18 protein-coding genes are annotated in these 21,240 nt (G+C 58.6%); 11 read left to right on the top strand and 7 right to left on the bottom strand.

From position 1 onward, the window contains the following. The first annotated feature begins 117 nt into the window (after nucleotides 1–117). The 6 genes from AB4Y89_RS22060 (at nucleotide 118) to AB4Y89_RS22035 (ending at nucleotide 6,875) form a co-directional block, all read left to right on the top strand. The gene (locus tag AB4Y89_RS22060) at nucleotides 118–621 is read left to right on the top strand and encodes a GNAT family N-acetyltransferase (RefSeq protein WP_442303099.1); all 504 of its coding nucleotides are present in this window, start codon (nucleotides 118–120) and stop codon (nucleotides 619–621) included. Nucleotides 622–933: 312 nt separating this feature from the next. Beyond that, nucleotides 934–1,281 carry a PadR family transcriptional regulator gene (locus AB4Y89_RS22055; RefSeq protein WP_147646281.1) on the top strand — a complete coding sequence of 116 codons (348 nt, stop codon included), beginning with the start codon at nucleotides 934–936 and terminating at the stop codon, nucleotides 1,279–1,281. 8 nt (nucleotides 1,282–1,289) lie between these two features. Beyond that, nucleotides 1,290–4,031, top strand: coding sequence for an ADOP family duplicated permease (locus tag AB4Y89_RS22050; protein WP_442303098.1), 2,742 nt, complete (start codon nucleotides 1,290–1,292; stop codon nucleotides 4,029–4,031). Between the two features lie 60 nt (nucleotides 4,032–4,091). Continuing rightward, complete coding sequence (locus AB4Y89_RS22045) at nucleotides 4,092–4,334, top strand: hypothetical protein (protein ID WP_442303097.1); 243 nt, start codon at nucleotides 4,092–4,094, stop codon at nucleotides 4,332–4,334. 557 nt (nucleotides 4,335–4,891) lie between these two features. Further along, nucleotides 4,892–5,320: a winged helix-turn-helix domain-containing protein gene (locus AB4Y89_RS22040; protein ID WP_442303096.1), complete on the top strand. Its 429-nt coding sequence runs from the start codon at nucleotides 4,892–4,894 to the stop codon at nucleotides 5,318–5,320. A gap of 247 nt (nucleotides 5,321–5,567) precedes the next feature. Then, nucleotides 5,568–6,875, top strand: a complete 1,308-nt coding sequence (locus tag AB4Y89_RS22035) for a cytochrome P450 (RefSeq protein ID WP_442303095.1) — start codon at nucleotides 5,568–5,570, stop codon at nucleotides 6,873–6,875. A gap of 39 nt (nucleotides 6,876–6,914) precedes the next feature. Here AB4Y89_RS22035 and AB4Y89_RS22030 read toward each other — a convergent pair whose 3' ends face one another. The 3 genes from AB4Y89_RS22030 to AB4Y89_RS22020 form a co-directional block, all read right to left on the bottom strand. After that, on the bottom strand, nucleotides 6,915–7,757 hold the full coding sequence (locus tag AB4Y89_RS22030; protein WP_442303094.1) for a hypothetical protein: 843 nt from the start codon (nucleotides 7,755–7,757) through the stop codon (nucleotides 6,915–6,917). A 1,297-nt stretch (nucleotides 7,758–9,054) separates the two neighbouring features. Next, nucleotides 9,055–9,717: a LuxR C-terminal-related transcriptional regulator gene (locus AB4Y89_RS22025; RefSeq protein ID WP_442303093.1), complete on the bottom strand. Its 663-nt coding sequence runs from the start codon at nucleotides 9,715–9,717 to the stop codon at nucleotides 9,055–9,057. Continuing rightward, complete coding sequence (locus AB4Y89_RS22020; RefSeq protein ID WP_442303092.1) at nucleotides 9,717–11,189, bottom strand: ATP-binding protein; 1,473 nt, start codon at nucleotides 11,187–11,189, stop codon at nucleotides 9,717–9,719. Before AB4Y89_RS22020 ends, AB4Y89_RS22025 begins: the two co-directional genes overlap by 1 nt. Nucleotides 11,190–11,401: 212 nt before the next feature. Here AB4Y89_RS22020 and AB4Y89_RS22015 point away from each other — a divergent pair, with 212 nt between their 5' ends. Both AB4Y89_RS22015 and AB4Y89_RS22010 read left to right on the top strand, forming a co-directional pair. After that, complete coding sequence (locus AB4Y89_RS22015; RefSeq protein ID WP_442303091.1) at nucleotides 11,402–12,331, top strand: bestrophin family protein; 930 nt, start codon at nucleotides 11,402–11,404, stop codon at nucleotides 12,329–12,331. Between the two features lie 14 nt (nucleotides 12,332–12,345). Beyond that, on the top strand, nucleotides 12,346–13,233 hold the full coding sequence (locus AB4Y89_RS22010) for a universal stress protein (protein ID WP_442303090.1): 888 nt from the start codon (nucleotides 12,346–12,348) through the stop codon (nucleotides 13,231–13,233). 262 nt (nucleotides 13,234–13,495) lie between these two features. On the opposite strand, the gene AB4Y89_RS22005 is transcribed toward AB4Y89_RS22010, so the two are convergent. After that, a complete protein-coding gene (locus tag AB4Y89_RS22005) occupies nucleotides 13,496–14,692 on the bottom strand; it encodes a hypothetical protein (protein WP_442303089.1) in 1,197 nt (398 codons plus the stop codon). A gap of 66 nt (nucleotides 14,693–14,758) precedes the next feature. Between AB4Y89_RS22005 and AB4Y89_RS22000 the strand changes: the two genes are divergently transcribed. Further along, entirely contained in the window at nucleotides 14,759–15,175 is a 417-nt protein-coding gene (locus AB4Y89_RS22000) for a DUF2251 domain-containing protein (RefSeq protein ID WP_442303088.1), read from the top strand. Between the two features lie 230 nt (nucleotides 15,176–15,405). Here the strand turns inward: AB4Y89_RS22000 and AB4Y89_RS21995 are convergent, their stop codons facing one another. After that, complete coding sequence (locus AB4Y89_RS21995) at nucleotides 15,406–17,493, bottom strand: TonB-dependent receptor (RefSeq protein WP_442303087.1); 2,088 nt, start codon at nucleotides 17,491–17,493, stop codon at nucleotides 15,406–15,408. Nucleotides 17,494–17,689: 196 nt separating this feature from the next. Here AB4Y89_RS21995 and AB4Y89_RS21990 point away from each other — a divergent pair, with 196 nt between their 5' ends. Further along, entirely contained in the window at nucleotides 17,690–18,076 is a 387-nt protein-coding gene (locus AB4Y89_RS21990; RefSeq protein ID WP_442303086.1) for an RNA-binding S4 domain-containing protein, read from the top strand. Nucleotides 18,077–18,088: 12 nt separating this feature from the next. Then, a complete protein-coding gene (locus tag AB4Y89_RS21985; protein ID WP_263416681.1) occupies nucleotides 18,089–18,379 on the top strand; it encodes an ArsR/SmtB family transcription factor in 291 nt (96 codons plus the stop codon). A gap of 101 nt (nucleotides 18,380–18,480) precedes the next feature. On the opposite strand, the gene AB4Y89_RS21980 is transcribed toward AB4Y89_RS21985, so the two are convergent. Both AB4Y89_RS21980 and AB4Y89_RS21975 read right to left on the bottom strand, forming a co-directional pair. After that, complete coding sequence (locus tag AB4Y89_RS21980) at nucleotides 18,481–19,023, bottom strand: REP-associated tyrosine transposase (RefSeq protein WP_442303085.1); 543 nt, start codon at nucleotides 19,021–19,023, stop codon at nucleotides 18,481–18,483. A gap of 145 nt (nucleotides 19,024–19,168) precedes the next feature. After that, the gene (locus tag AB4Y89_RS21975) at nucleotides 19,169–21,025 is read right to left on the bottom strand and encodes a 30S ribosomal protein S1 (protein ID WP_442303084.1); all 1,857 of its coding nucleotides are present in this window, start codon (nucleotides 21,023–21,025) and stop codon (nucleotides 19,169–19,171) included. Nucleotides 21,026–21,240: the final 215 nt, after the last annotated feature.

Here is a 21,240-nt window from a genome sequence, read left to right as displayed (position 1 = left end):
TAGATTCATTCTGTGTTTGGGTAGGAATCCAGGGTCTCCGCACCCGCCCTAGCGTTGCGAGGGCGGGGCACCCATGCGAAGGAAACGCATACTCCTTCCGAAAGAGATAATGCACTCATGGTCAACACCCGCTCTGCTAGCGCAATACGGCCCGCAAGCGTAGCCGACGCCGATAGCATCTGGCTCATCCTCGAGCCCGTCTTCCGTGCCGGCGAGACATACACCTTGCCTCGGGATATCGGACGCGATGAGGCGCTTGCCTACTGGTTCTCAGCCGGTAACCAGGTCTTTGTCGCGGAAGATGCCGGTGAGATTCTCGGCACCTATTACCTGCGCGCCAATCAACGCGGCGGCGGATCGCATGTCTGCAACTGCGGCTACATGACGGCAGTGCGCGCAACCGGCCGAGGCATTGCCCGAACGATGTGCCTGCATTCCAAAGAGCAGGCAAAACACTCCGGCTTCCGTGCAATGCAGTTCAACTTTGTGGTCAGTACGAATGACCGCGCCGTAAAACTTTGGCAGAGTCTCGGGTTTGCGATTGTAGGAAGGCTGCCGCTGGCCTTTCAGCATCCATCAAGGGGCCTCGTCGATTCACTCGTCATGTTCGCGGAGCTCTGATCGAGAGGACAAGGTCCCTTTGTTTGGTCATTTCGTAGCTCCCAAAGGGAACGGAGAAATCTGCTTCTCCCCCATACTTTCCTCCCAGCGACAAAGCCCCTCAAGAACCTCATTCGAGATTTTGAAAGACAAACCTTGCCTGCCCATCGATCAGGGTGTAGATTGTCTACATCATTGATGTAGGCGGTCTACACCCTGGAGTATTTTTCCTGGAGGTGTAGTGCAGGGCTAGTGTATCTATGGGCGTTTTCCGCAATGAAAACGCCGCCGCACGCTTCTCCCCGGGATACCCAGCAACAGGAAAAATACTCTATGGCGACAAAGACGAAATATCAGAACCGGATCGAGCTCCTGCAAGGCACCTTGGACATGTTGATCCTGAAGACGCTTCAGTGGGGCGAACAGCATGGCTATGGAATCAGTCAGGCGATCCGGGTGAGTTCCGGTGAAGTTCTTCAGGTGGAGACCGGCTCGCTTTACCCGGCGCTGCACCGGCTGGAGAACCAGGGCTGGGTCGAAGCCGAGTGGCGGAAGAGCGAGAGTAATCAACGCGCGAAGTATTACCGGATCACGAAGCTGGGCAAGGAACAACTGGCTTCCGACTACGAACGCTGGGGGAAGATGGTTGCCACCATCGAGGCAATCATGACGGCGAAGTGAGGTAGTACATGAGACTATTTCGATTCTTACGGCGCAAATCTGATCTGACGGAAGAGCTTGAAAGCCATCTGAAGATGGCAATCGCAGAGCGGGTAGCACGCGGGCAGTCACCGGAAGAGGCTCGCAGAGCGGCTCTCCATGAGTTTGGCAATGTGCCGATGATTGCAGATGTGACCCGAAGCCAATGGGGATGGCTGCGTCTGGAGCAGTGGCTACAGGACGTCCGCTATGCGCTGCGGCAGCTACGTAAAGAGCCCGGCTTCACGCTCACCGTTGTCATCACCCTCGCGCTTGGCATCGGTGCGAACACTGCCATCTTCACGCTGGTGCAGGGCATCCTGTTACGCTCGCTGCCGGTGAGTGATCCTTCGCGTCTCTATCGCGTCGGCGACAAAAACGATTGCTGTTACTACAACAACTATCAAAACGATAACGGCGATTTCGATATCTTCTCCTACGATCTCTATCTCCACCTCAAGCAGGCGGCGCCGGAGTTCGAGCAGTTGGCGGCAGTGGAGGCCGGTGGCAACGGATTCAGCGTGCGCAAAGGCGCTGAGCCGGCTCGCCCCATGCGAAGCGAATATGTCTCGGGCAACTACTTCGCGACCCTGGGTGTAGGCGCGTATGCCGGCCGTGTCCTCAGCGAAAACGACGACACACCCGGCGCCGCACCCACACTGGTGCTGAGCTACAAGACCTGGCAGGCCGACTTCGCCGGGGACGCAGGCATCGTCGGCTCCACCGTTTATGTGCAGACGCATCCCTTCGTTGTGGCGGGCATCGCGCCTCCCGGATTCTTCGGCGACCGCATCATCTCCAACCCGCCCGACTTCTGGATGCCCCTTGCCAATGAGCCCGTGCTTGAAGGGGCTAACTCCGCACTGAAGGGCGTCGATGAGCTCTGGCTCTATCCACTCGGAAGACTCCGTCCCGGTACCAATGTGCAGGCCTTGCAGGCGAAGCTGTCGGTAGCGTTGCAGCAATGGCTCACCACGCGTCCAACATACGCCGATCATGGGGGTACCGCGCTGATCCCGCGGCAGCATGTCGTTCTTGCACCCGCGGGCGGCGGCATTCAAAGGCTGCAGCAGCAGACGGGCACAGGGCTGCGCATGATGATGATCCTTTCTACGGTGGTCCTCCTCATCGCCTGCGCCAATATCGCCAACCTGCTTTTAGCGCGCTGCACCGCACGCCGCGCGGATGTGGCGGTGCGCATCGCGCTGGGTGCATCGCGGTTCAGAGTCATACGTGAGATTCTCACCGAGAGTGTCTTGCTGAGCCTGATGGGCGGTGCGGCAGGCTTGGCCGTCGCCTACGCCGGTTCGTACACGATGTTGACGCTCGCATTTCCAACCGCCAGAAATATGCCGGTTCAGGCGCTTCCTTCAACCGCGGTCCTGGCGTTTACGTTTGCCGTGTCAGTGCTTACCGGCATTGTCTTTGGAACGGTGCCCGCATGGCTGGCGTCGTATGCGCAGCCAGTCGATGCTCTTCGTGGAGTGAATCGGTCGACCGCAGATCGCTCGTCTCTGCCGCAGCGGATTCTGATCGTCTTTCAGGTAGCCCTGTCGATGGTCCTGCTGGCTGGCGCATTGCTGATGACAAAATCCCTCCGCAACCTGGAGCATCAGAACTTCGGCATCACCACCGCCAACCGCTATGTGGTCTCCATTGATCCAAAGGGAGTGGGTTATACCGTCGATCGACTTCCCGCGCTTTACCAGCAAATTGAAGATCGATTCACCGCGCTGCCGGGAATGGCCAACGTCAGCCTTGTCCGGTATATCCCTCTCGGCGGCAACATGTGGGGCTCCTGTGTTATCCCTCAAGGTCACGCTACGCCGGGGCCAAAGGACCCCTGTTTTGCAGCCTGGGATCGCGCCAGTACACGCTTTCTCGATTCGCTTGGGGTGCCGATTGTGCGTGGCCGCAATTTCTCCACGCGGGATACTGCCACCTCGCAGCAGGTCGTCCTGGTGAATCAGGCCTTTGCCAGGCACTTCTTTCCCAACCAGGACCCGATTGGCAAGCACTTTGGTGTGGGTTCGATCCAGTACTCGGGCGCCTTTGAAATCGCAGGTGTCTTTGCAGACTTCAAGATGACCGATCCGCGCGGCGAGGTGCGGCCGCTCTTCTTCCGTCCGTTGTCTCAGCAGTTTCACGGGTACAAAGAACCGGATGCCGATGCAGCAGAAAAGAGCTCCATGTATCTCAACTTCATCATTCTTGACTTTGTGCAGGCGCCGGCGGACGTCGAGACGCTGACGCGCAGAACGCTTGCTTCCATCGATCCAAACATCCCGGTAATGCATTTCAGCCCCTACGACGTGGAGGTTGCAGGCAACTTCAACCAGGACCGGCTGCTGGCGCGACTCACCAGCGGATTCGGAGCCCTGGCATTGATCCTGGCTTCGGTGGGGCTGTACGGTGTGATGTCCTACTTCGTTGTCAGGCGGACAAGCGAGATCGGCATCCGCATGGCGCTCGGTGCGGCGCGCTCCAGTGTGGTGGCCATGATGTTGCGCGGTGCGCTTTGGCAGATTCTCGTTGGCCTGGGGATAGGCATACCTGCAGCTCTGATTGCCGGCCACTTTATGGCGAGCCTTCTCTACGGAGTGAAGCCATATGATCCGCTGGCGTTCTTCGGCGCGATCATGCTGCTGACCCTCTGCGCCGCCGTGGCCGGATTCATTCCTGCACGACGGGCAGCATCGATTGATCCAATGAAGGCCCTCCGGGCCGACTGATAGCGCCGCGCCAACGCGGCGACCGCCGTTGGCGTCCTAGATTGCCGAAGGAGGAAGACTATGGCGAACCCAACTCCTCAGGATCAAACGCAGCAGAACGCCGGCACGGCAGGAAACAACGAACGAGACCAACAACTCGCGGAGGCCGCCGAGATGAGAGAACGAGGCACTCTCACGCCGGAAAGCAAAAAGCAAGGAGCCACCTCTCACCTTCCTGTCGAAGAGACCGAATACATGTATCGCACGGAGGATGAACGTGACGATCTGACTACGGATAAAAAGGATCTTCGCAAGACCGCCTGAACAATATGTATCGACTTATTCGACATAGCCGATGACCGGGTCCCCCATGTCCCTGAGGGACATGGGCCCGGCTCTCTCGTCCCCAAGTTGACCGCCTCCGACGGTCGCATCAACACAGGATGAATTGGTTCTGCAGTAAGTCACCAGGGACCCCGCCATACGGGAGCGCTTGGGCAGGAAAAAGAGAATTGCGACGCGATTCTCTCAGGGGGCCCTGGTAATCCACTTAGTTCGAGCTTCGCCCGAATTCCTTTTATCTATCATTTGGCGGTTGTCAAGGCGACCGGTAAGCCCTATCCGACTGGTGGAGACTTCATGGTTGGTTACCTGGTACCCGGGAGTGGAAAAACGGGTTTTCCCTTACAAAACCAGATTTCGATTAAAAGCCAGGCGCGTTTCCGCATCGGAAACGCGCACGATCAGCTGTAAGGTAACCCGGGCAGGATAACCAAAGAGTTCGTGGAAAAACTGTTTGTTTCTTGTCATTTACCCCACATATCCGCCAGCATCTCTAACACCGTTCACAAAGAGCGGGAGCTGTAGTGGAGAGGGGTAGTATGCAGTTCCTCGGACAATACACATTAGAACGTAACCCAATGAGCCTCACAAGAGGCCTGGTTGTTGTAAATGCGACGAAACGGCAGCTACAAGCGCTGTCAGTCCTGCTAGACGCCCAAGGTGAAGTTGTTAGCCGTGAAGACCTGCTCAACAAGGTATGGTTCGATGCGGCGGTTGAAGATCACAATATCACTCAGACCATTTTTATGCTGCGGCGTCTTCTTGGCCGCTTGCCGAATGGAGCGGACTATATCGAAACCATCCCCAAGCGCGGATACCGTATCTCTCGTGCCGCGTTGCAACCCGTCTGGACAGATGACACATCGCTGACTCTGCTTCCCTTGGAAAAGAAGAAGCCTATGCGAGCGAAGGTCGCCGATGCGTTTCGAGGCATCTTTCATCTACATCGACAGGTCCACGCCAGCTAGAGCATTTCTCCTGTAGGTGTAGCGCGGGCTTATGTATCTATGGGCGTTTTCCGCAATGAAAACGCCGCTGCACGCTCCTTCCGGGATACCCCGCGACAGGAGAAATGCTCTAGGGAATATCTGGGTTCGGCCCTTTTGAGGACGGCAAAAATGTGACGAAGCGCTTCCGGCGCGATTTGAAGCGCTCGTCACGTCTCGCCGGGCGATCCGGCGGCCACATGGGATAAGCTGTCATTCCAAGAGATATATGAGCTATCAGGTGGTGCATGCTGAAGGACTCCCGGCGTTTCTGCGCTTCGGCCGTAATCGGCTTCAGTTCGTTGCGGAGATGGCCCGCCGCGGTATCGACGTCAGCACCTTGCGGTTAGGATCGAAACGGATCTATGTGATCAACCACCCTGACCTGATCCGCGACGTGCTCGTAACCCACGAAGCAGGCTTCACGAAGGGCGCGGGATTGCAGGCGATGAAGCCCATTCTCGGCCAAGGCCTGCTGACCAGCGAAGGCGAACATCACACGAGCCAACGCCGCCTGGTGCAGCCGGCGTTCCGGCACGAGCGGATCGCCAGCGCGGCCACCACCGTCGTGCAATGTGCAGCGGCGTTGCGGCAACGATGGGCAGACGGCCAACAGATCGCCATGGATCAGGAGATGATGCAGCTCAGCCTGCGCATCCTCGGGCTTACGCTCTTTGGTGCGGACAGCGACGGCTCCGGCAAAGAAGTGTCGCAGGCGCTCACTCTTGCCTACAGCGTGTTCACAGGCTTCAACCCCCTGATCGCGTTATTTGCTCCCGCGCGCAAGCGCTTCGAACGCAAGGCGGCGATGGTCCGGGGCCAGGTCGATCAGGTTCTCAAGAAGGTGATCGAGGACCATCGCAGGAATCGGGAAGCATATACCGACATTCTCTCCCTGCTGCTGGAATCGTTTGGCGATTCCGTACCTGAAGATCTGTTGCGCGACGAAGTGCTGACCCTCTTTCTGGCAGGGTATGGCACTACCTCGATCGCCCTTACCTGGGCATGGTTCCTGCTCGCGCAGCATCCCGAAGTGGCTCGCAGCATGCGCGCTGAACTGGATGCAGTCCTTGGCGAGAGCCTTCCGGCGTTCGAGCATCTCCCGCGGCTGGAATATACGGGATGGGTCTACCGTGAGGTGCTGCGCCTCTATCCTCCTGCATGGATGATCGCCCGTGAACCCATTGCGCCATACATGTTGGGAGAGATCCAGATCCCTGCAGGCTCCATGATCACGATGAGCAGCTATGCAACCCAACGGGATTCTCGCTTCTGGCAGAAACCCGAGGCCTTTGATCCGGAGCGATGGCAGCCTTCGCGGCAACAGGGCCATCCCCAGTTTGCTTTCTTCCCCTTCGGCGCCGCCTCGCGATCGTGCATGGGCGAACACTTCGCCATCATGCAGGGGGTCCTTGCGCTTGCAACGCTGGCGCAGCAATGGAATCCAGTGCTGCGTGAGGATCAGAACGTGGAGCTGCGGCCACAGATTACCCTGCGACCCAAAGAATCGATACGCTTCACTCTGCAGCGACGTTGATTGACCCTTCCTGTAAGTCCTGCGACCCAGTGAACGAAGTCACTGCACAGGCTTTTCGTTTCCGGGAACAATGCGGGACGTGACCTGTAGCTGATGATAGTTGCGATAGGTGGCGAGGAAGGACCAGACGGTCTTGTGGAAGGTTCCGGCGCCCTGGGTGACCTGCAGGTTGATTGTGGACGGCAGCCAGAAAGTCTCACCATTGAGTGCGACCGGTGCGTAGTCGACGGTGATGACCCGCTGACCCACAACAGCCGATTGATAGAAGTATCCCGGTTGAATCACGTGACGTGGTGTGCGGATCTCCAGATGCGTGATCTCCATCGAGGCAGGATCGATGACGGCGACACCGGTGCTCTTTTCCGAGAGAAGACATTTGGCGGAGTCTTGGGATGTGAAGACTGTAGCGAAACGGACGATGTAGGGCTCCGCCGACCGGCTCTTTTTGCCTCGCTGCAGGGTGTAGTTGAGGCAGGCTGCCTGGTTGACAGAGACGACGGCGAGGCCGCCTTCAAACGCTCCATCAAGCAATGTGGGACTCTCCATGTTGTGTTTCGCCGCCGCCTTCCCGTTCGCACCTTTGATCTCGCGCGATTCGACAAGAGATGTGGTGCCATCAGAATTGGGAGTTCGCTTCAGGCGAAAGATAGCCTCGGTTACGGTGTTCTTGTCTGGAAGACCAGGTTCCACCTTTGAGACCACCTCTTCATCGCAGAAGAGACTGGGGAGCCGAGTGTCGTAGTGGTTCAGATTTGCTTCCAGCCGCTGCAGTATCTCTGCCAGCGTGGCCGTCTTCTGCCCCTGTGCATGTAGCAAGGGCGACATTCCAAGCGATGCGGTAAGCACTACGATCGTGGAGGATGCTCTGGAACTCTTCCGCAATTCGCACCTCCTTCGTTCCATCGATAGTCAGAGGCAATATTTAGATTGTGTCGAACTTATTGACGGTCGGCGAGGGACAAGGTCACCCCCTCTCATGGGTATCCACTGACGAATATCGCAAACGAGATAGGGAACCGTTGCGTTCGGCGCAACCATTTCGCACCGCAGGTGCGAATGTCTTGCTTAAGGGGATGGCTTTAGCCATCCCGTACCAGGCCGAGAAGGAAAGCGGCTTCAGCCGCTGAGGCCCAGCTACATCGGGCTCCATCCTGTGGAGCCCTAGAGCTTTTTCCTGTAGGTGTAGTCTAGGGCTTGTGCATCTATGGGCGTTTTCCGCAATGAAAACGCCGCTGCACAACCCTTCCGGGATACCCAGCTACAGGGGATCGCTCTAATCAGCACCTGTAAGCTTCAGCCAGCGTCCTCTTTCGAAATACCAAACGATGGATGCTTTCTCTAGAAACGCATCGTCAATTCCCTGATGATCGACCGCGGGCGGCTTCGGTCCTCCGTACGCGCGATAGTGCTCGAGTATGAACTGCCGATCCACGGGCTGAATGGCACGCACGAATATCTGTCGTCCCTGGAAATCTGTTTCAAGATAATTGCGATCTGCCCGCAGTGTGAGACTAGCCGGTGCTTGACTCTCACCCTTCCACTTCCAGTACACGAGGATGCTTGAAACGCCTCTAACGGAGCAAAGCACAGCCCAATCCATCTGGCCTGGTCGCGCAAACTCTCCCTGGATGACATTGCTCGGTTTGTCGGAAGTTTCATCTTGAGGAACAAGACATCCTCGCTGTTTGAGATCAGCGGCAACCCCCGCGGGCAACTCGCGAAATGCTGATGGAGAGATAGATACCTTGCTGCTTCGGGACGCTGGAGCCTTGGCCATGAGTTAGAGCAGAACAAAGAAGAACGACTGTCGCCAGCAAGGAGATACGCATCGTTGTTGCTCCGGTGATCACAATATATACCGGTAGGTACCAACGCCTTCAGCGCCTACCCTGCCTGGGTGCCCCGCCCTCGCAACGCTAGGGCGGGTTAGGAATACCGCAAATTCCTAAGAAAAACTCAAATCGAATTTGTCGATACGCCCTAGTGTCCTGAGTCTGAAGCCCTCGCCGTGAATGTTGTCATCCTGAACGTTCGGGGTCCCCGGCGAACTTGTTCGCTGGGGTGATTAGTGAAGGACTTGCTTTTCAATGCTTCGGACGGCAAAAGCTCTTCATGATCTATGCCACGAACTTTGGGGACAAGACACTAGCAACTAGGAACCAGGAACCAGCAACTAGTCCTACAACTGCGCCCGATACCGTTCAATCGCCAATAGCACCAGTTGCGACCTCGTTCTCACACCAGTCTTCGAAAACAACTGCTGCAGCGTCGCCTTCACCGCACTCTCTGAGATGTTCAGCTCAGCCGCAATCTCCTTATTCGCTAAACCCTGCAGCAGATAACGCAATGTCGTGCGCTCCCTGTCTGTAAATCGCGGAGCATCCTGTGGTGTATTCGCGGCAACGATCGTTTGCAGGTATTGCTGATCGATCAGCACGCGTCCCTGCGAGACCTCGAAGATCGCGCGCTGCAACGACTCCGGCGAATCCTGCTTATGAAAGATTCCCGAGATGCCCAGGCGGATCAGTGTCAGTGCATCGTTGTCCGGAAGCCCGRCAGTCACCAGCAGCACGCGGCCTTCGAACTTCTCGCGTTGCAGCGCCCGCATGAACTCCAGCGCCGTCTGACTGCCGAGGTCGTAGTCCAGGATCAGCACATCCGGCTTCGCTGCGATGATCTGTGGCAGCGCCGTCGATGGCGTGCCGCTGTGTCCCGTGATCTCGAACCTGGTGTCGCTCTCTAGCAGCCGCAGCAGCCCTTCACGGAAGAGTGCATGATCATCCAGAACAAACAGACGGACTGTCTTTGTACCCGTGCTCGAACTCGTACCTGTACTGCTCACTACGCCTCTACCTCCACTTCATTGTGTTCGATGCTTCCTGAAGCGGCAAAGCGCAGAGTCAGCTCGAAGGTCACGCCTGCCGCCGTCGGCACATGATGCAACTCGCCGCCGAAGCTCTTCACCATCGCGCGCGCCACATACAGGCCCAGGCCTGTGCCGCTGGTCGAGGCCGTGCGGAAGGGCTGAAACAGCGCAGAAGGATCGGCAATCGCCGGCCCGTTGTTTGTGATCCGTAGTACCGCACGTCCATTGCGGTCCAGCGCATGGATCGTCAGCCGCGGCTCATCGGTCTCTTCAGCGGCGCGCAACGCATTCTGCGAGAGATTCAGCAGCACCTGCAGCAGGCCATCGCGCTCGGCCTGCACCAGAGGGAAGCTCGCCGGTACATGCCACTCCAGCTGGCCGCCAATCTCCTCCCAATCCTGCCCGATGATCACACGCAACTCATCTGCCAGCGCCGACAACTGCACAGGTGGATGCTGCATCCGCGCCTGGTTCCGTAGATCGAACGAGGCCATGTTGCTCAACCCGGAGACCAGGTTCTTCAGCGCCTCGAAGTCTGGATCTTTCGAGAGATGTCCGTGCCGTTCCAGGTTTGACGACACCACTGCGATCGCCGAACACAGGTTGCGGATCTCATGCGATACCGCACCTGCCAGCACGCGGTTATGCTGGGTCAACTGCTCGAAGTGCGCATGCTCGCGCTCGCGTACATCGTTGGACGTATCGACGAGGATCGCCGCCAGCCTCCGCTGCTCTCCATCGCCGTAGATAGAGAACCACGCGCTCGCTGGAAAATGGGTCCCATCGGCGCGGCTTGCCCAGGTGCTCGTGCTGGTGCGAATGCGTCCCAGGTCCGCCGGCAGCCGCAGGGCATCATCGAAGAAGGTCACAAAGTCGCGGATCGGCCGCTGCAGCAGCGACTGCTCGTCACGCAGCTCGAACATCGTATGGGCTGCCCGGTTCGCAGCAAGTATGCGTCCATCGGCTGCGACTGTCAGGATCGTGGCCGGCGAGCTTTCGGCCATCAGCCGTAGTTGCTCCTCTGCTCTGCGTCGCAGCTTCTGCTCAAACCGCACGCGCGCGTAGTGCAGCAACACCACCCGCCGCGAGTCATTGATCTGGTAGATCAACAGACCGCAGCCGGTGTATGCAAGCGTCGCCATGGCGAAACGCAGCAGGTGCTCGACCTGGGTCTCATCGGCAGTAAACAGGCCGCGCGTGTAGGCGCAGAAGACGGACGCTACCACAATCTGCCATCGCGTCAGGACGGTGGAAGCAACCACCACCGGAAAGATATAGAGGATGCCCAGCGAGAAGTCGAAGTCGTAGATCCACTCCAGCAGCGCCAGCACGGCAACCATCGTTACGGCCAGCGTCAGCATGTGTTTCCGGCTCGACGCGAAACGGCGCACCCGGTTATTGATCCGGATACGGCGGCGTCTGCGTCGGCGTGCTGCTGCGGTAGGCATTCCCTTTATTAGACGCCACCATATCGCTCGATGCACCTAGGCATGCCATCAAATTCCCGATGTCAGGAATCTGATGGCACGCCCTACCTATCCGAAAGATAGCCTCGTCACCCATCCTCCGGCAGCGGCAAAAGACCCATGGAACGATAGGCCGGGATAGTCCGCGATCTCGCGTCCAATCGAATGCAACGAGAGAGGAACCGCATCCTTCCATGATTGTCCGTGACCGACTTCCGCTGAAACGTATCTGGCCGCAGGCCTGGCGCCGCCTGCTCATCCTTCTGTTCTTCGACTGCACCGTCGCCGTAATCTATACCGTCTTCAAACATCACTGGATCTCGTTGAACGGCTTGCCCGTTGCTCCCCTGGCCTCGGCTCTGACCATCTTTCTCGCCTTCCGCACCAACGCTGCCTATGGCCGCTGGTGGGAGGCGCGTTCCCTCTGGGGGCAGCTCGTCAATACTTCGCGCGCCCTGGCGCGGCAGTTCCTCACCATGTTCGACGATGAGCTCGAACCTGAGGACCGCATTCCGCTGCGCAATCAGCTTGTGCTGCACCAGATCGCCTTTCCTCATGTCTTGCGCTGCCATCTGCGCAAACAGACGCCCTTTCCCGAGCTGCAGTCCATCCTCGGCAACGAGATCGCCGAGGAGATGCGGAAGTACAAAAACGTCCCTGCCGCGCTACTGGTCCGCATGGGCCGCCTGGTGAAGCAGGCGCGCAACGAGGGCATGATCGACAGCTTCCGCTGGACCGCGATTGACGAGAACTTCACCACGCTCGCCAATATTCAGGGCGCCTGCGAACGCATCAAGAACACGCCGCTGCCGCGCCAGTTCGACTATCTTCCGCGTGTGCTTGTCGATGCCTTCTGCTGGCTGCTGCCGCTGGCGCTGGTTGAAGACCTCGGCCTGATGACGCCCATCGCCAGCACACTGATCAGCTTTACCTTCATCGCCGCGGATCTTATGAGCCGCGAGATCTCCAACCCGTTCGACAACACCATTCACGACACGCCGATGACCGCACTCTCACGCACCATCGAGCTCAACCTGCGCGAAGAGATGGGCGACGAACATCTTCCGCGCGAGCGGCGCAAACAGCTTGGCGACGTTCAACCCGTGGATGGATTTGTCTTCTAAAAGGAGCAACACAGATGCTGCAGCACACACGTCACATCATCTTTGCCACCAACTTCTCAGATGCCTGCCATGCTGTTATTCCTGCCGTGGCCCGCTGGGTGGATATGCTCCAGTGCAAGCTCACGCTGCTGCATGTCTACGACGCTGACCGCATCCTCTATCGCGACGCCAACGCGTTGCTGCAATCGTTTTTCGCCGAGGCCGATAACTATCCTCAATGCCAGCGTGTGTTGATGAGCGGTGATCCGGCGGAGGGCATTTCGGAGTTTTGCCAGAGACACCGCGATGCCCTACTTGTCTTACCTCCCAGCGACCAGACCGGACTTCCGCGCCCATGGCACCGCTCCCTGCGCGCGCGCATGATTCAGACGCTGCCTATTCCGGTGTGGACTCTTGGGCGCACGATGGTCGGGTCGGCGCTTGCGGCCAACAGCGATCGTCACCTCGGCGTCTGGCTCAGCAGCCCGGAGGAAGGTCTTGCGCATGTTCGTCATGCTGCAAAATATGCCGCGCAGACCGGATCGACGCTGCATCTGTTGCACGTCGTGCCCGATGTGAATGAAGGCTCATTGACACACACACTGCGTACGCAGGCTCCGCTGGGCGAGGAGTACGCCGAAGAATGGTTGACCCAGGTGGCCACCAGCCTGGACAGCGCACAGCGCGTGGAGATTCACGTCGGTCAGGGAAAGGCCCGCCGTGTGCTGCCCAGGCTCATCCGGAGCAGCGGATCGGAACTGCTCATGATCAGCCAGAACTCCGCCATAGAACGCGGCCTCTTCCGCTCCGAAGTCAGCTCCATCTTCCGCGAGTGCTGCTCAGGTATCGTCAGCGTTCCGGTCACAGCATATGGCAACCTGACGGTCAGCCGCTCTCCCGCAGTGCTGGAAGAGGTTGCTTAGAAGCTCCCCCTGTTGGACCCTTCTCGCCCCCGTTCCCCCATCGTCTTGGGAGCGGGGGATTTTTTTAGATGGTTGAATGGTGGAATTGTTGAATAGTTGAATGGTTGGAGTGTCACCGATATTTAGGGTGTCATCCTGAGCGTCAGCGAAAGGTCGTTCTTACTTCTCCATATCCGGGTGCCCCACCCTCACGGAGTTAGGGTGGGTAAGGAAGCCACAAGCTGTAACCCCCAGGCAAGAAACCATTCAACTATTCAACCATTCAACTAACCAACCATACTCCCGCCACTAGCAACTGCACCACCAATAGCGCCCCACTCAGTGCCAGGAACAACTTCCGCTGCTTCGTCTCCAGCGCATCCGCAAAGACGCCGCCGGCAAAGGCGAACAGGAAAGGCAACGCCCATATCCACGGAGCCGACCGCACGCTCGTCGAGGTCATCGGCAGCAGCAACAGTGCCACCAATAGCGGCACCGTATTGCCGAAGTAGCGTGAGCGCCGTACCGTGAACCAGAGGAAGAGAGATACCAGCAGGGCGATCTCAATCGCCGCATTCTCCATCCAGTTGGCGAAGAAGAGGCTTGCTCCGTTCAGCGAAAACCAGAAGCGTGCCGCTCCTGCTGTAAAGACGTAGCTGAACGGTCCTATGCGGAACGAGAAGAAGGCAAAGACAATCGCCATGGCGCCCACAGCCGCCAGCATCATCGCCTGCATCACCGGCCCGCGACGGCGTTCCGCGAGATACAACATCAGGACGAAGGCGACGATATAGCCGATCACCGCGGCCAGAATATGCGCGGTCGCGGTAAGTCCCAGCGCCAAGGTCAGCAGCAGGATGCGCGGCTTCCACTTATAACGCGGTCCCTGCATGGCATGTGCCACACCAATGCCGGTATAGATCAGACCAAAGATGCCCCATGCCGCCAGGATCTCGTTGTTCGGCGTGGTTGAGATACGCAGGACTTCAGGACAGAAACTGTACAGCCCCAGCGCGAAGAAGCCGCCTTCATTGCCGAAGAGCCGCCGGGCCACCCACCACAGAGCTCCGCCCAGCCATACGCCAAAGCAGAGAAAAGGCAACCGCAGCAACCAGTTCACATAGGACAACTGGTGCCGCGCCTCCCATGTGGAGCCATTCAGCGTGTCACCGGGGTAAAGCTTGTCCTCCGGCTTGCGGAAGTGGTCAGCGGCGAGCAGTGTCCAGCGCTGCATGGTCAGCGGCAGGCCAGCAACACGGTACGCAAATGTCCCATCACCCTGCATGTTGCCGCAGGAGGTGAAGTACCCCAACAGCGGGGAAGGACGCTCCCACATCTCGCGTCCGCAATGGGCGTAGCGATAGTCGGTCTCGGTCAACGGAGCATGGGCAATGCGGTACAGCCCAAGCAGCGAGAAGACGAGGAGCAACAGCGCAGCCAGTTGCTGCGGTCGGCCAAACTGAATCCGTGGAAGGGTCATTGCCAGCGATGCGCTCTTCCGCGCACCTCGCGGGTCAGAGTCCCCTTTGAGTGTATCGTGAGGTGTATGGATTCCGTCTCGTTCCGGCCCGGCAAAGCCTATCTCTCTTCCCTCTCTCCGGCCGTGCCGTGGGCCGTTATCTTTGAGGATGAGGGCGATACCGCGTATTTTTACGCAATCGATACAAGCCGCGGAGACTCCGACGACCGCATCCTCGATGCTGTGCTCATCTACAACGTCAAGCACATTCCCGACGCTGAGCGCGAACACCTCGCCTCTATCGTCTGGTCACCAGACGGCCTGAAGGCACTGCTCTACCTAAACGGATACGCACACGCCATCTTCGACTTCCAGAAGCGTTGCGGCTACTGCCGCGCCAACTTCCCCAACTTCATGGAAGACCAGGCCAGCACCTGGCGCACCTCCAGCCACGCCTGGAACGACGATGTCCTGCAGGAGTTCGAAGCGACACTTTACAGCTAACGCTTTCACGAGTTGGTTGGTTGAATCGTTGAATGGTTGAATGGTTCCGAACACCCCCATCAATTCTCAGGTGTCATCCTGAGCAGAGCGAAGGAGCTGCTTTCAAACCTCGTCCCTGACACGGGTGCCCCACCTCATTCACAACATTAGGGTGGGGAGGAAGCCACAAACCTCAACTCAGTCAAGAAAACCATTCAACTATTCAACTATTCAACAATTCAACCAATCAACTATTTTGCGCCATGAATCGCCAGTCGCATCGTCACCGTCTGTGGTGCAGCTAATGTCAGTACGCCCGTCCGTCCAGCATCGATCGACCGGTCGAGCAGATTCTGAACTGCGACTGAAGCTGTAAAGCGCCGTGCGAAGTCCCGCTCGGCTTGCACATCAAAGCGCGCATAGCTTCCCAGCTTCAAAGTGTTCAGCGTGTCGTCATACTGGCGTCCGCTGACATACGTCACCACATTCAACCGTCCGATGTGCTTGCTCTCTGCTGTGGTGGTCAGCGTAAAGGAGTGGCGTGGAACCTGTGGAGCCCATTTGTTCACAAGCTGCGGCTGCTGATCGAAGCGTGTCACGGTTGCAACCGCGAGTTGATACGCTCCTGTGATCACCAGCGGGCGGATGGGATGCACGCGCGCCTCCAGCATCATGCCGCGGCTGCGAAGCTGGCCTGCATTGAAGCGCTTGTCGGTGGTGGCTGTTGCGGTCTGAGTCTGAATCACAGTTGTGATCGGCCGGTTCACCATCGTCCAGAAGCCTGAGGCGCGTAGCTGCACATCATGCGCCAGCGTCGCATTGCCACCCAGCTCGAATCCCGTTGCCTTCTCTGACCGAAGGTCCGGATTCGCCAGCGTTGTCGTCGTGCCCACGGTGCTGGTGCGATACAGCTCGTTCAGTGTCGCTCCACGGAAGGCGCGGAAGACTGATCCTGTCAGCGAGACGCCGCGACCGATATCGCGCACCACACCCAGCCTCGGGCTGAAGACATTCTCGCCACGTCCGGTCAGTGTTACTGCCGGTGTCGAGATCTGCCTCGGATCGATGATGGAGAAACGGTCATACCGTCCGGAGAGCTGCAGCGTCCAGTGCCGCGGCTGCCACACGCCAAGCGCGTAAGCTCCGCTATCGCGCTGCCGTGCCCGCGTGTTGATCTGTGCCTGGGCCACGCCGGTGGTGCTGTAGGGCGTCTCGATATTGGTTGCGCGGATGTCGCGCAGATCCGAACCGAAGGCAATGGTTACGGGTGCTCCGGCGAATCCACGCGCCCACTGCGCGGCATAGCCACGCTCTTCTGAAGGAACGCTCTGCGTACGCACCACACGCTCTGAGCTGCGTGCTGTTCCGCCGAGCACCGTGCTGAAGCTCTGGCGGTAGTTCTCTTCCGCTCCATAAAGCCGCAGGAAGGCGCGTCCATGATTAGCGGAGTTCCAGTCGCTGCCGGCGGTGTAGCGCCAGAGGCGGGTTGCATTCGTCGTCAGCGGAGTTCCGTTGCCGCGGTTCTCATTCAGCAGGTTGCCGCGCAAAAATCCCGAGAGCTCATTCGTGAACCGGCGCCGCATCTCGGCACGTCCGCTCTGCCAATGGACAAAGGCTGGTACATCGACTGGGCCGCGCGCTGCCGGAGCCGTCAACTTATATCCGTCAGTCTGAAAGAGTGTGACTGCTCCCAAACCGCTCCACGGTCCCTTGGCCAGCGTCAGCAGGCCATCACCGTCGGTTGTATTCAATCCACCGCCCTCGATCGACGCACCGTAGCGCAGAGGTCCGGCCTCTTCAGGAGTGACATTGATGGCTCCGCCGATTGCAGACGATCCATACAAGTCAGAGGCTCCACCCCGCATTAAGTCCACCTGCTGCAGCGCCATCCGCGGTACCTCATTCCAGTGCACCCAGCCGCCGAAAGCATCGTTCAACGGCACCTGGTCGCTTAGCACCAGCGTGCGCGAGGCCGCGGTCGATCCCAGGCCGCGTAGCGAGATGCCCTGCGATGTGGGGTTGGCGACCCACGACGACGTCCTGCGAAAGAGCTGAAAGCCCGCCACTTGTTTCAAGCGGTCATCAAGCGTGAAGCCCGGAGTGCGATCCAGATCCTCATTCGAAAGCACGCGCACGCTGGACGCGCCGGCATCCAGTGACAGGGCCTGCCGCGAGGCCGTCACCGTCACCTGCTCATTCACGGTCGGGCGCGTCGGCTGGGCGGGAGTCGATGCGGTTTTCGAGTTCGGTACGCTTTGCGTGCTGGGTACGACTTGCGAGAAGGCCGGAGCAGAGAGACAAAAAACTGCAGCAACTGCGGCGTGCTTAACGTGCTTCATAGAATCGATCATGGCATAGGGTGTGGAGGTTTGGCTTGTCATCACTAGAGCATTTTCCCTGTTGCTGGGTATCCCGGAAGATAAGTGCAGCGGCGTTTTCATTGCGGAAAACGCCCATAGATGCGGAATCCCTACTCTACAGCTACAGGGAAAATGCTCTGGCGGAATGACGTTTCGGCGCGCGAGAATGTTTCTTATGGCAGTTCCGGCGCATGTGCGCATCGACAAATGGCTTTGGGCCGCGCGCTTCTTCAAGACCCGTTCTCTCGCGGTCAAAGCCTGTGAGCTTGGTCGCATCCTGTCCAACGGGCAGGCCGCTAAGCCCGCACGAGAGGTAAGACCAGGTGACCGGCTGCGCATCACCAACGATGGCGGTACGTTCGAGGTGACCGTCCTCGCTCTCAGTGAAGTGCGCGGACCCGCCGCTGCCGCTCAGGCGCTTTACCAGGAGAGTGAGGAGAGCAAAGCCGCCCGCGCTCTTGTCGCCGAAGCGCGCAAGTCCATGCCTGTCTTTGAGTTCCAGCACGAGGGCCGGCCTTCTAAACGTGATCGTCGCCAACTCAGCCGCCTTCGCGGGAGATGAAATAATCGCTTTATGACATCCCGGAAGGTCACGCTCACGCCCAAAGAGTTCGCGCTGATTGGCCGCGCTCTGGCCGAGCCGCGTCGTGTGCAGATGCTGAAAGACCTCTCCGCCCGCGAGACCTGTATGACCTGTGGTGAGCTGCAGGAGACCCAGGACATCACCCTTCCTACTCTCTCGCACCATATCAAGGAGCTCGAAGCCGCAGGTCTGATCGAGGTCCGTCGCGAAGGCCGCTGCGGCTTCCTCACGCTGAATCGCGAAGTCCTCAAGGCCTACCTCGAAGAGCTCTCCCGGATTTAATGCATCTCTGCCCCGGGCGTCTTTGAAGCCACAAGACTCGTTGCCCCATTCTTCGCGGTTTCATCGCGAAGGGTGGGGTATCGCGCTGTGCGCGACCGCTTTTATCTTGTGCCTCCGGAAGTTTCATCGCTTTCTACATAACGAATCGGCTGAGCGGACAGCTCTTCCCACTCCCGATAGCTGCTCCAAACCCACTTTCCTGGCTTATCGACCAAGTCCCGTCTGACCGGATTCAGATGGATATAAGCCAGCTTCTCATCAAACTTGTCGGGGTTCGGGATCAAGTAATCGTAGTACCGCGTCTCCCAGACGGGGATTGTGGCCGACGCTCCAGCGCGTGAGGTAAGAGTTGGGAACAGGTCTGGCCTGATTTTCCGAATCATCTTCGACGACCGTTGCTTGACCACCTGCATGACAGTTGCAATCGATCCGGCTTCAGGTTCACCGAGGATAAGGTGGATGTGCTCCGGCATGATCACAAAGCCGCGCAACCGGGCCTGGTATTTTTCGGCCGTTTCGCGAAGGATGCGTAGACATTGGTCTCGCTCCTCTGCTCTGCCGAGAAACGGCATGTGTCGATAGCAGCTACAGGTGATGAAGTGGGAAAAGCCGGTATCGTGATGACGCTTCAAACCTGTTGGCATGGCAAAAGTCTAAAACGGTCGCGCGTAGCGCGATACCCCACCCTTCGCTCCGCGAAGAATGGGGCAACGAGTGTCGTTACCAGCATAAACAGAACAGCCACCCCGAAGGGTGGCTGTTCTATTTATCAGAGAGCGTGTCTATGAGTTACTCGCGCTCGCTACGCTTCCAGTTGATCAGATCGCCCAGCGTGGTGCTGGAAGAGTTGGAAGTGCTTGAAGAGGCGGAGGCCTTGGACTTGTAGCTCTCGACCTCTGCACGGCTGGCGTCGTCGCCGATACCGCGCAGGCTCAGACCAACCTTCTTCTCTTCCGGGCTCATCTTCACGATCTTGAACTCGCGCTCGTCACCGATTTCGAGGTGTGCGGGTGCGCCGAAATCGTCGACCATTTCGGATACGTGGCACAGACCCTCGACACCTTCGGCGATCTCAACGAAGGCGCCGAACTGTGCGGTGCGGAGAACCTTACCCTTCACCACATCACCAGAGCGGTGCTGCGCGAAGAAGGTATCCCAGACATCGGGCTCAAGCTGCTTGATGCCGAGCGACAGGCGGCGGTTCTCCGGTTCGACGCCGAGAACAACAGCCTTGACCTTCTCACCCTTCTTCAGAACTTCCGAGGGGTGCTTCACGCGCTTGGTCCAGCTCAGGTTGCTGACGTGCACCAGGCCATCGATGCCGTCTTCGATCTCGATGAAGGCGCCGAAGTCGGTGAGGTTGCGGACGCGGCCCTCAACGGTGGAGCCCACCGGGAACTTATCGTCCAGCTGCTCCCACGGATTCTCCTGCAGCTGCTTCATGCCCAGCGAGATACGACGATCCTGCGGATTGACTGCGAGGATAATGGTGTCGACCTCGTCACCTGGCTTGACCAGCTTGGAGGGGTGCTTCAGGCGCTTGGACCAGCTCATCTCGCTGACGTGCACCAGACCTTCGATGCCCTGCTCCAGCTCAACAAACGCGCCGTAGTCGGTTACCGAGAGAACGCGGCCACGAACCTGGGCGCCAATCGGGTAACGCTCAACGGCGTCCAGCCACGGATCAGGCGTCAGCTGCTTGAAGCCGAGCGAAACGCGCTGCTTATCTTTGTCGAACTTCAGAACCTTGACCTGGATCTCATCGCCAACCTGTACCAGGTCGCGCGGATGCGTCAGGCGCCCCCAGCTCATGTCAGTAATGTGCAGCAGGCCGTCCAGGCCGGAGAGATCGACGAACGCGCCGTAGTCGGTGAGGTTCTTCACAACACCGGTCAGCACTGCGCCCTCTTCCAGGGTCTCCAGCGTGGCAGACTTCTTGGAGTTCTGCTCCTCTTCCAGGATCTCCTTGCGGGAGACGACCACATTGCCGCGCTTCTTGTTCAGCTTGATGACGCGGACATCGATCGGATGGCCCACATAACCATCGAGGTTACGGACGGGGCGGATCTCAACCTGCGAACCCGGCAGGAATGCCTTGATACCGATGTCGACGGTCAGGCCACCCTTCACACGGCCGAGAACGGTGCCGGTGACGATGGTCTTTTCATTGGCAGCCTTCTCGAGCTCGTCCCATACGCGCAGGCGTTGTGCCTTCTCGTAGCTGACTAAATAGCCGCCCTCGGACTCCTCACGCTCGACAACCACGTCCACCGTGTCACCGATATTGAACTTCGGCGCGCCGGTGTGATCCACAACCTGATCCAGCGGAATCAGACCCTCGGACTTCAGGCCGATGTCGATCACGACATGCTTGTCGGTGATCTTCACCACGGTGCCTGTCGTGATGGTGTCGTCGGACATAGCCGACTGGGCTGCTTCCTTTTCGGCTGCCTGCTCGCGGTCGAAGCTCTCGAGCGCGCTAGCAAAGTCCGCCATGTCGTAGTCGACATCGTGCTCATCGGCTACATCAGTGGTGTGAGTGGTTTCGGTGGCGGCCGCAACGGCGGTCGTCTCTTCAGGGGTGAGGGTTTCCAGTTCGGTGTTCAGGGTTTTGCTCTCTGTTAAAGGATTTTGGGGTTCAGCCATTGGACGAGTTTGGGATTCAACCATTGGACGAAAACTCCCGAGGCCAGGATTCACGCGACCTGCTAATTTCCGACAAGGACATCAAGTCAGCCCGCAGCATCTTGGGGGCCGGCTCAACTACTTGTCACACTTCCCAGAGGAAGGCTCGGCAGGCAGGAGCGAATCGGTTGTTGCAGGGTCCCCCCGCTGGTCTCGTAGAGCAGAGGGGCTCGCCT

Source organism: Terriglobus sp. 2YAB30_2 (assembly GCF_052114765.1).
GTDB lineage: Bacteria > Acidobacteriota > Terriglobia > Terriglobales > Acidobacteriaceae > Terriglobus.
This window is presented reverse-complemented; position numbering and strand designations above follow the sequence as displayed.

Bases quoted from the DNA above. Each gene is read 5' to 3' on its own strand.
- AB4Y89_RS22005 (WP_442303089.1), bottom strand. From the start codon at position 14,692: ATGACCCTTCCACGGATTCAGTTTGGCCGACCGCAGCAACTGGCTGCG.
- AB4Y89_RS22020 (WP_442303092.1), bottom strand. From the start codon at position 11,189: ATGCCTACCGCAGCAGCACGCCGACGCAGACGCCGCCGTATCCGGATC.
- AB4Y89_RS22015 (WP_442303091.1), top strand. From the start codon at position 11,402: ATGATTGTCCGTGACCGACTTCCGCTGAAACGTATCTGGCCGCAGGCC.
- AB4Y89_RS22000 (WP_442303088.1), top strand. From the start codon at position 14,759: ATGGATTCCGTCTCGTTCCGGCCCGGCAAAGCCTATCTCTCTTCCCTC.
- AB4Y89_RS22010 (WP_442303090.1), top strand. From the start codon at position 12,346: ATGCTGCAGCACACACGTCACATCATCTTTGCCACCAACTTCTCAGAT.
- AB4Y89_RS22050 (WP_442303098.1), top strand. From the start codon at position 1,290: ATGAGACTATTTCGATTCTTACGGCGCAAATCTGATCTGACGGAAGAG.
- AB4Y89_RS22055 (WP_147646281.1), top strand. From the start codon at position 934: ATGGCGACAAAGACGAAATATCAGAACCGGATCGAGCTCCTGCAAGGC.
- AB4Y89_RS22040 (WP_442303096.1), top strand. From the start codon at position 4,892: ATGCAGTTCCTCGGACAATACACATTAGAACGTAACCCAATGAGCCTC.
- AB4Y89_RS22035 (WP_442303095.1), top strand. From the start codon at position 5,568: ATGAGCTATCAGGTGGTGCATGCTGAAGGACTCCCGGCGTTTCTGCGC.
- AB4Y89_RS21980 (WP_442303085.1), bottom strand. From the start codon at position 19,023: ATGCCAACAGGTTTGAAGCGTCATCACGATACCGGCTTTTCCCACTTC.
- AB4Y89_RS22045 (WP_442303097.1), top strand. From the start codon at position 4,092: ATGGCGAACCCAACTCCTCAGGATCAAACGCAGCAGAACGCCGGCACG.
- AB4Y89_RS22060 (WP_442303099.1), top strand. From the start codon at position 118: ATGGTCAACACCCGCTCTGCTAGCGCAATACGGCCCGCAAGCGTAGCC.
- AB4Y89_RS21990 (WP_442303086.1), top strand. From the start codon at position 17,690: ATGGCAGTTCCGGCGCATGTGCGCATCGACAAATGGCTTTGGGCCGCG.
- AB4Y89_RS21985 (WP_263416681.1), top strand. From the start codon at position 18,089: ATGACATCCCGGAAGGTCACGCTCACGCCCAAAGAGTTCGCGCTGATT.
- AB4Y89_RS21975 (WP_442303084.1), bottom strand. From the start codon at position 21,025: ATGGCTGAACCCCAAAATCCTTTAACAGAGAGCAAAACCCTGAACACC.
- AB4Y89_RS21995 (WP_442303087.1), bottom strand. From the start codon at position 17,493: ATGAAGCACGTTAAGCACGCCGCAGTTGCTGCAGTTTTTTGTCTCTCT.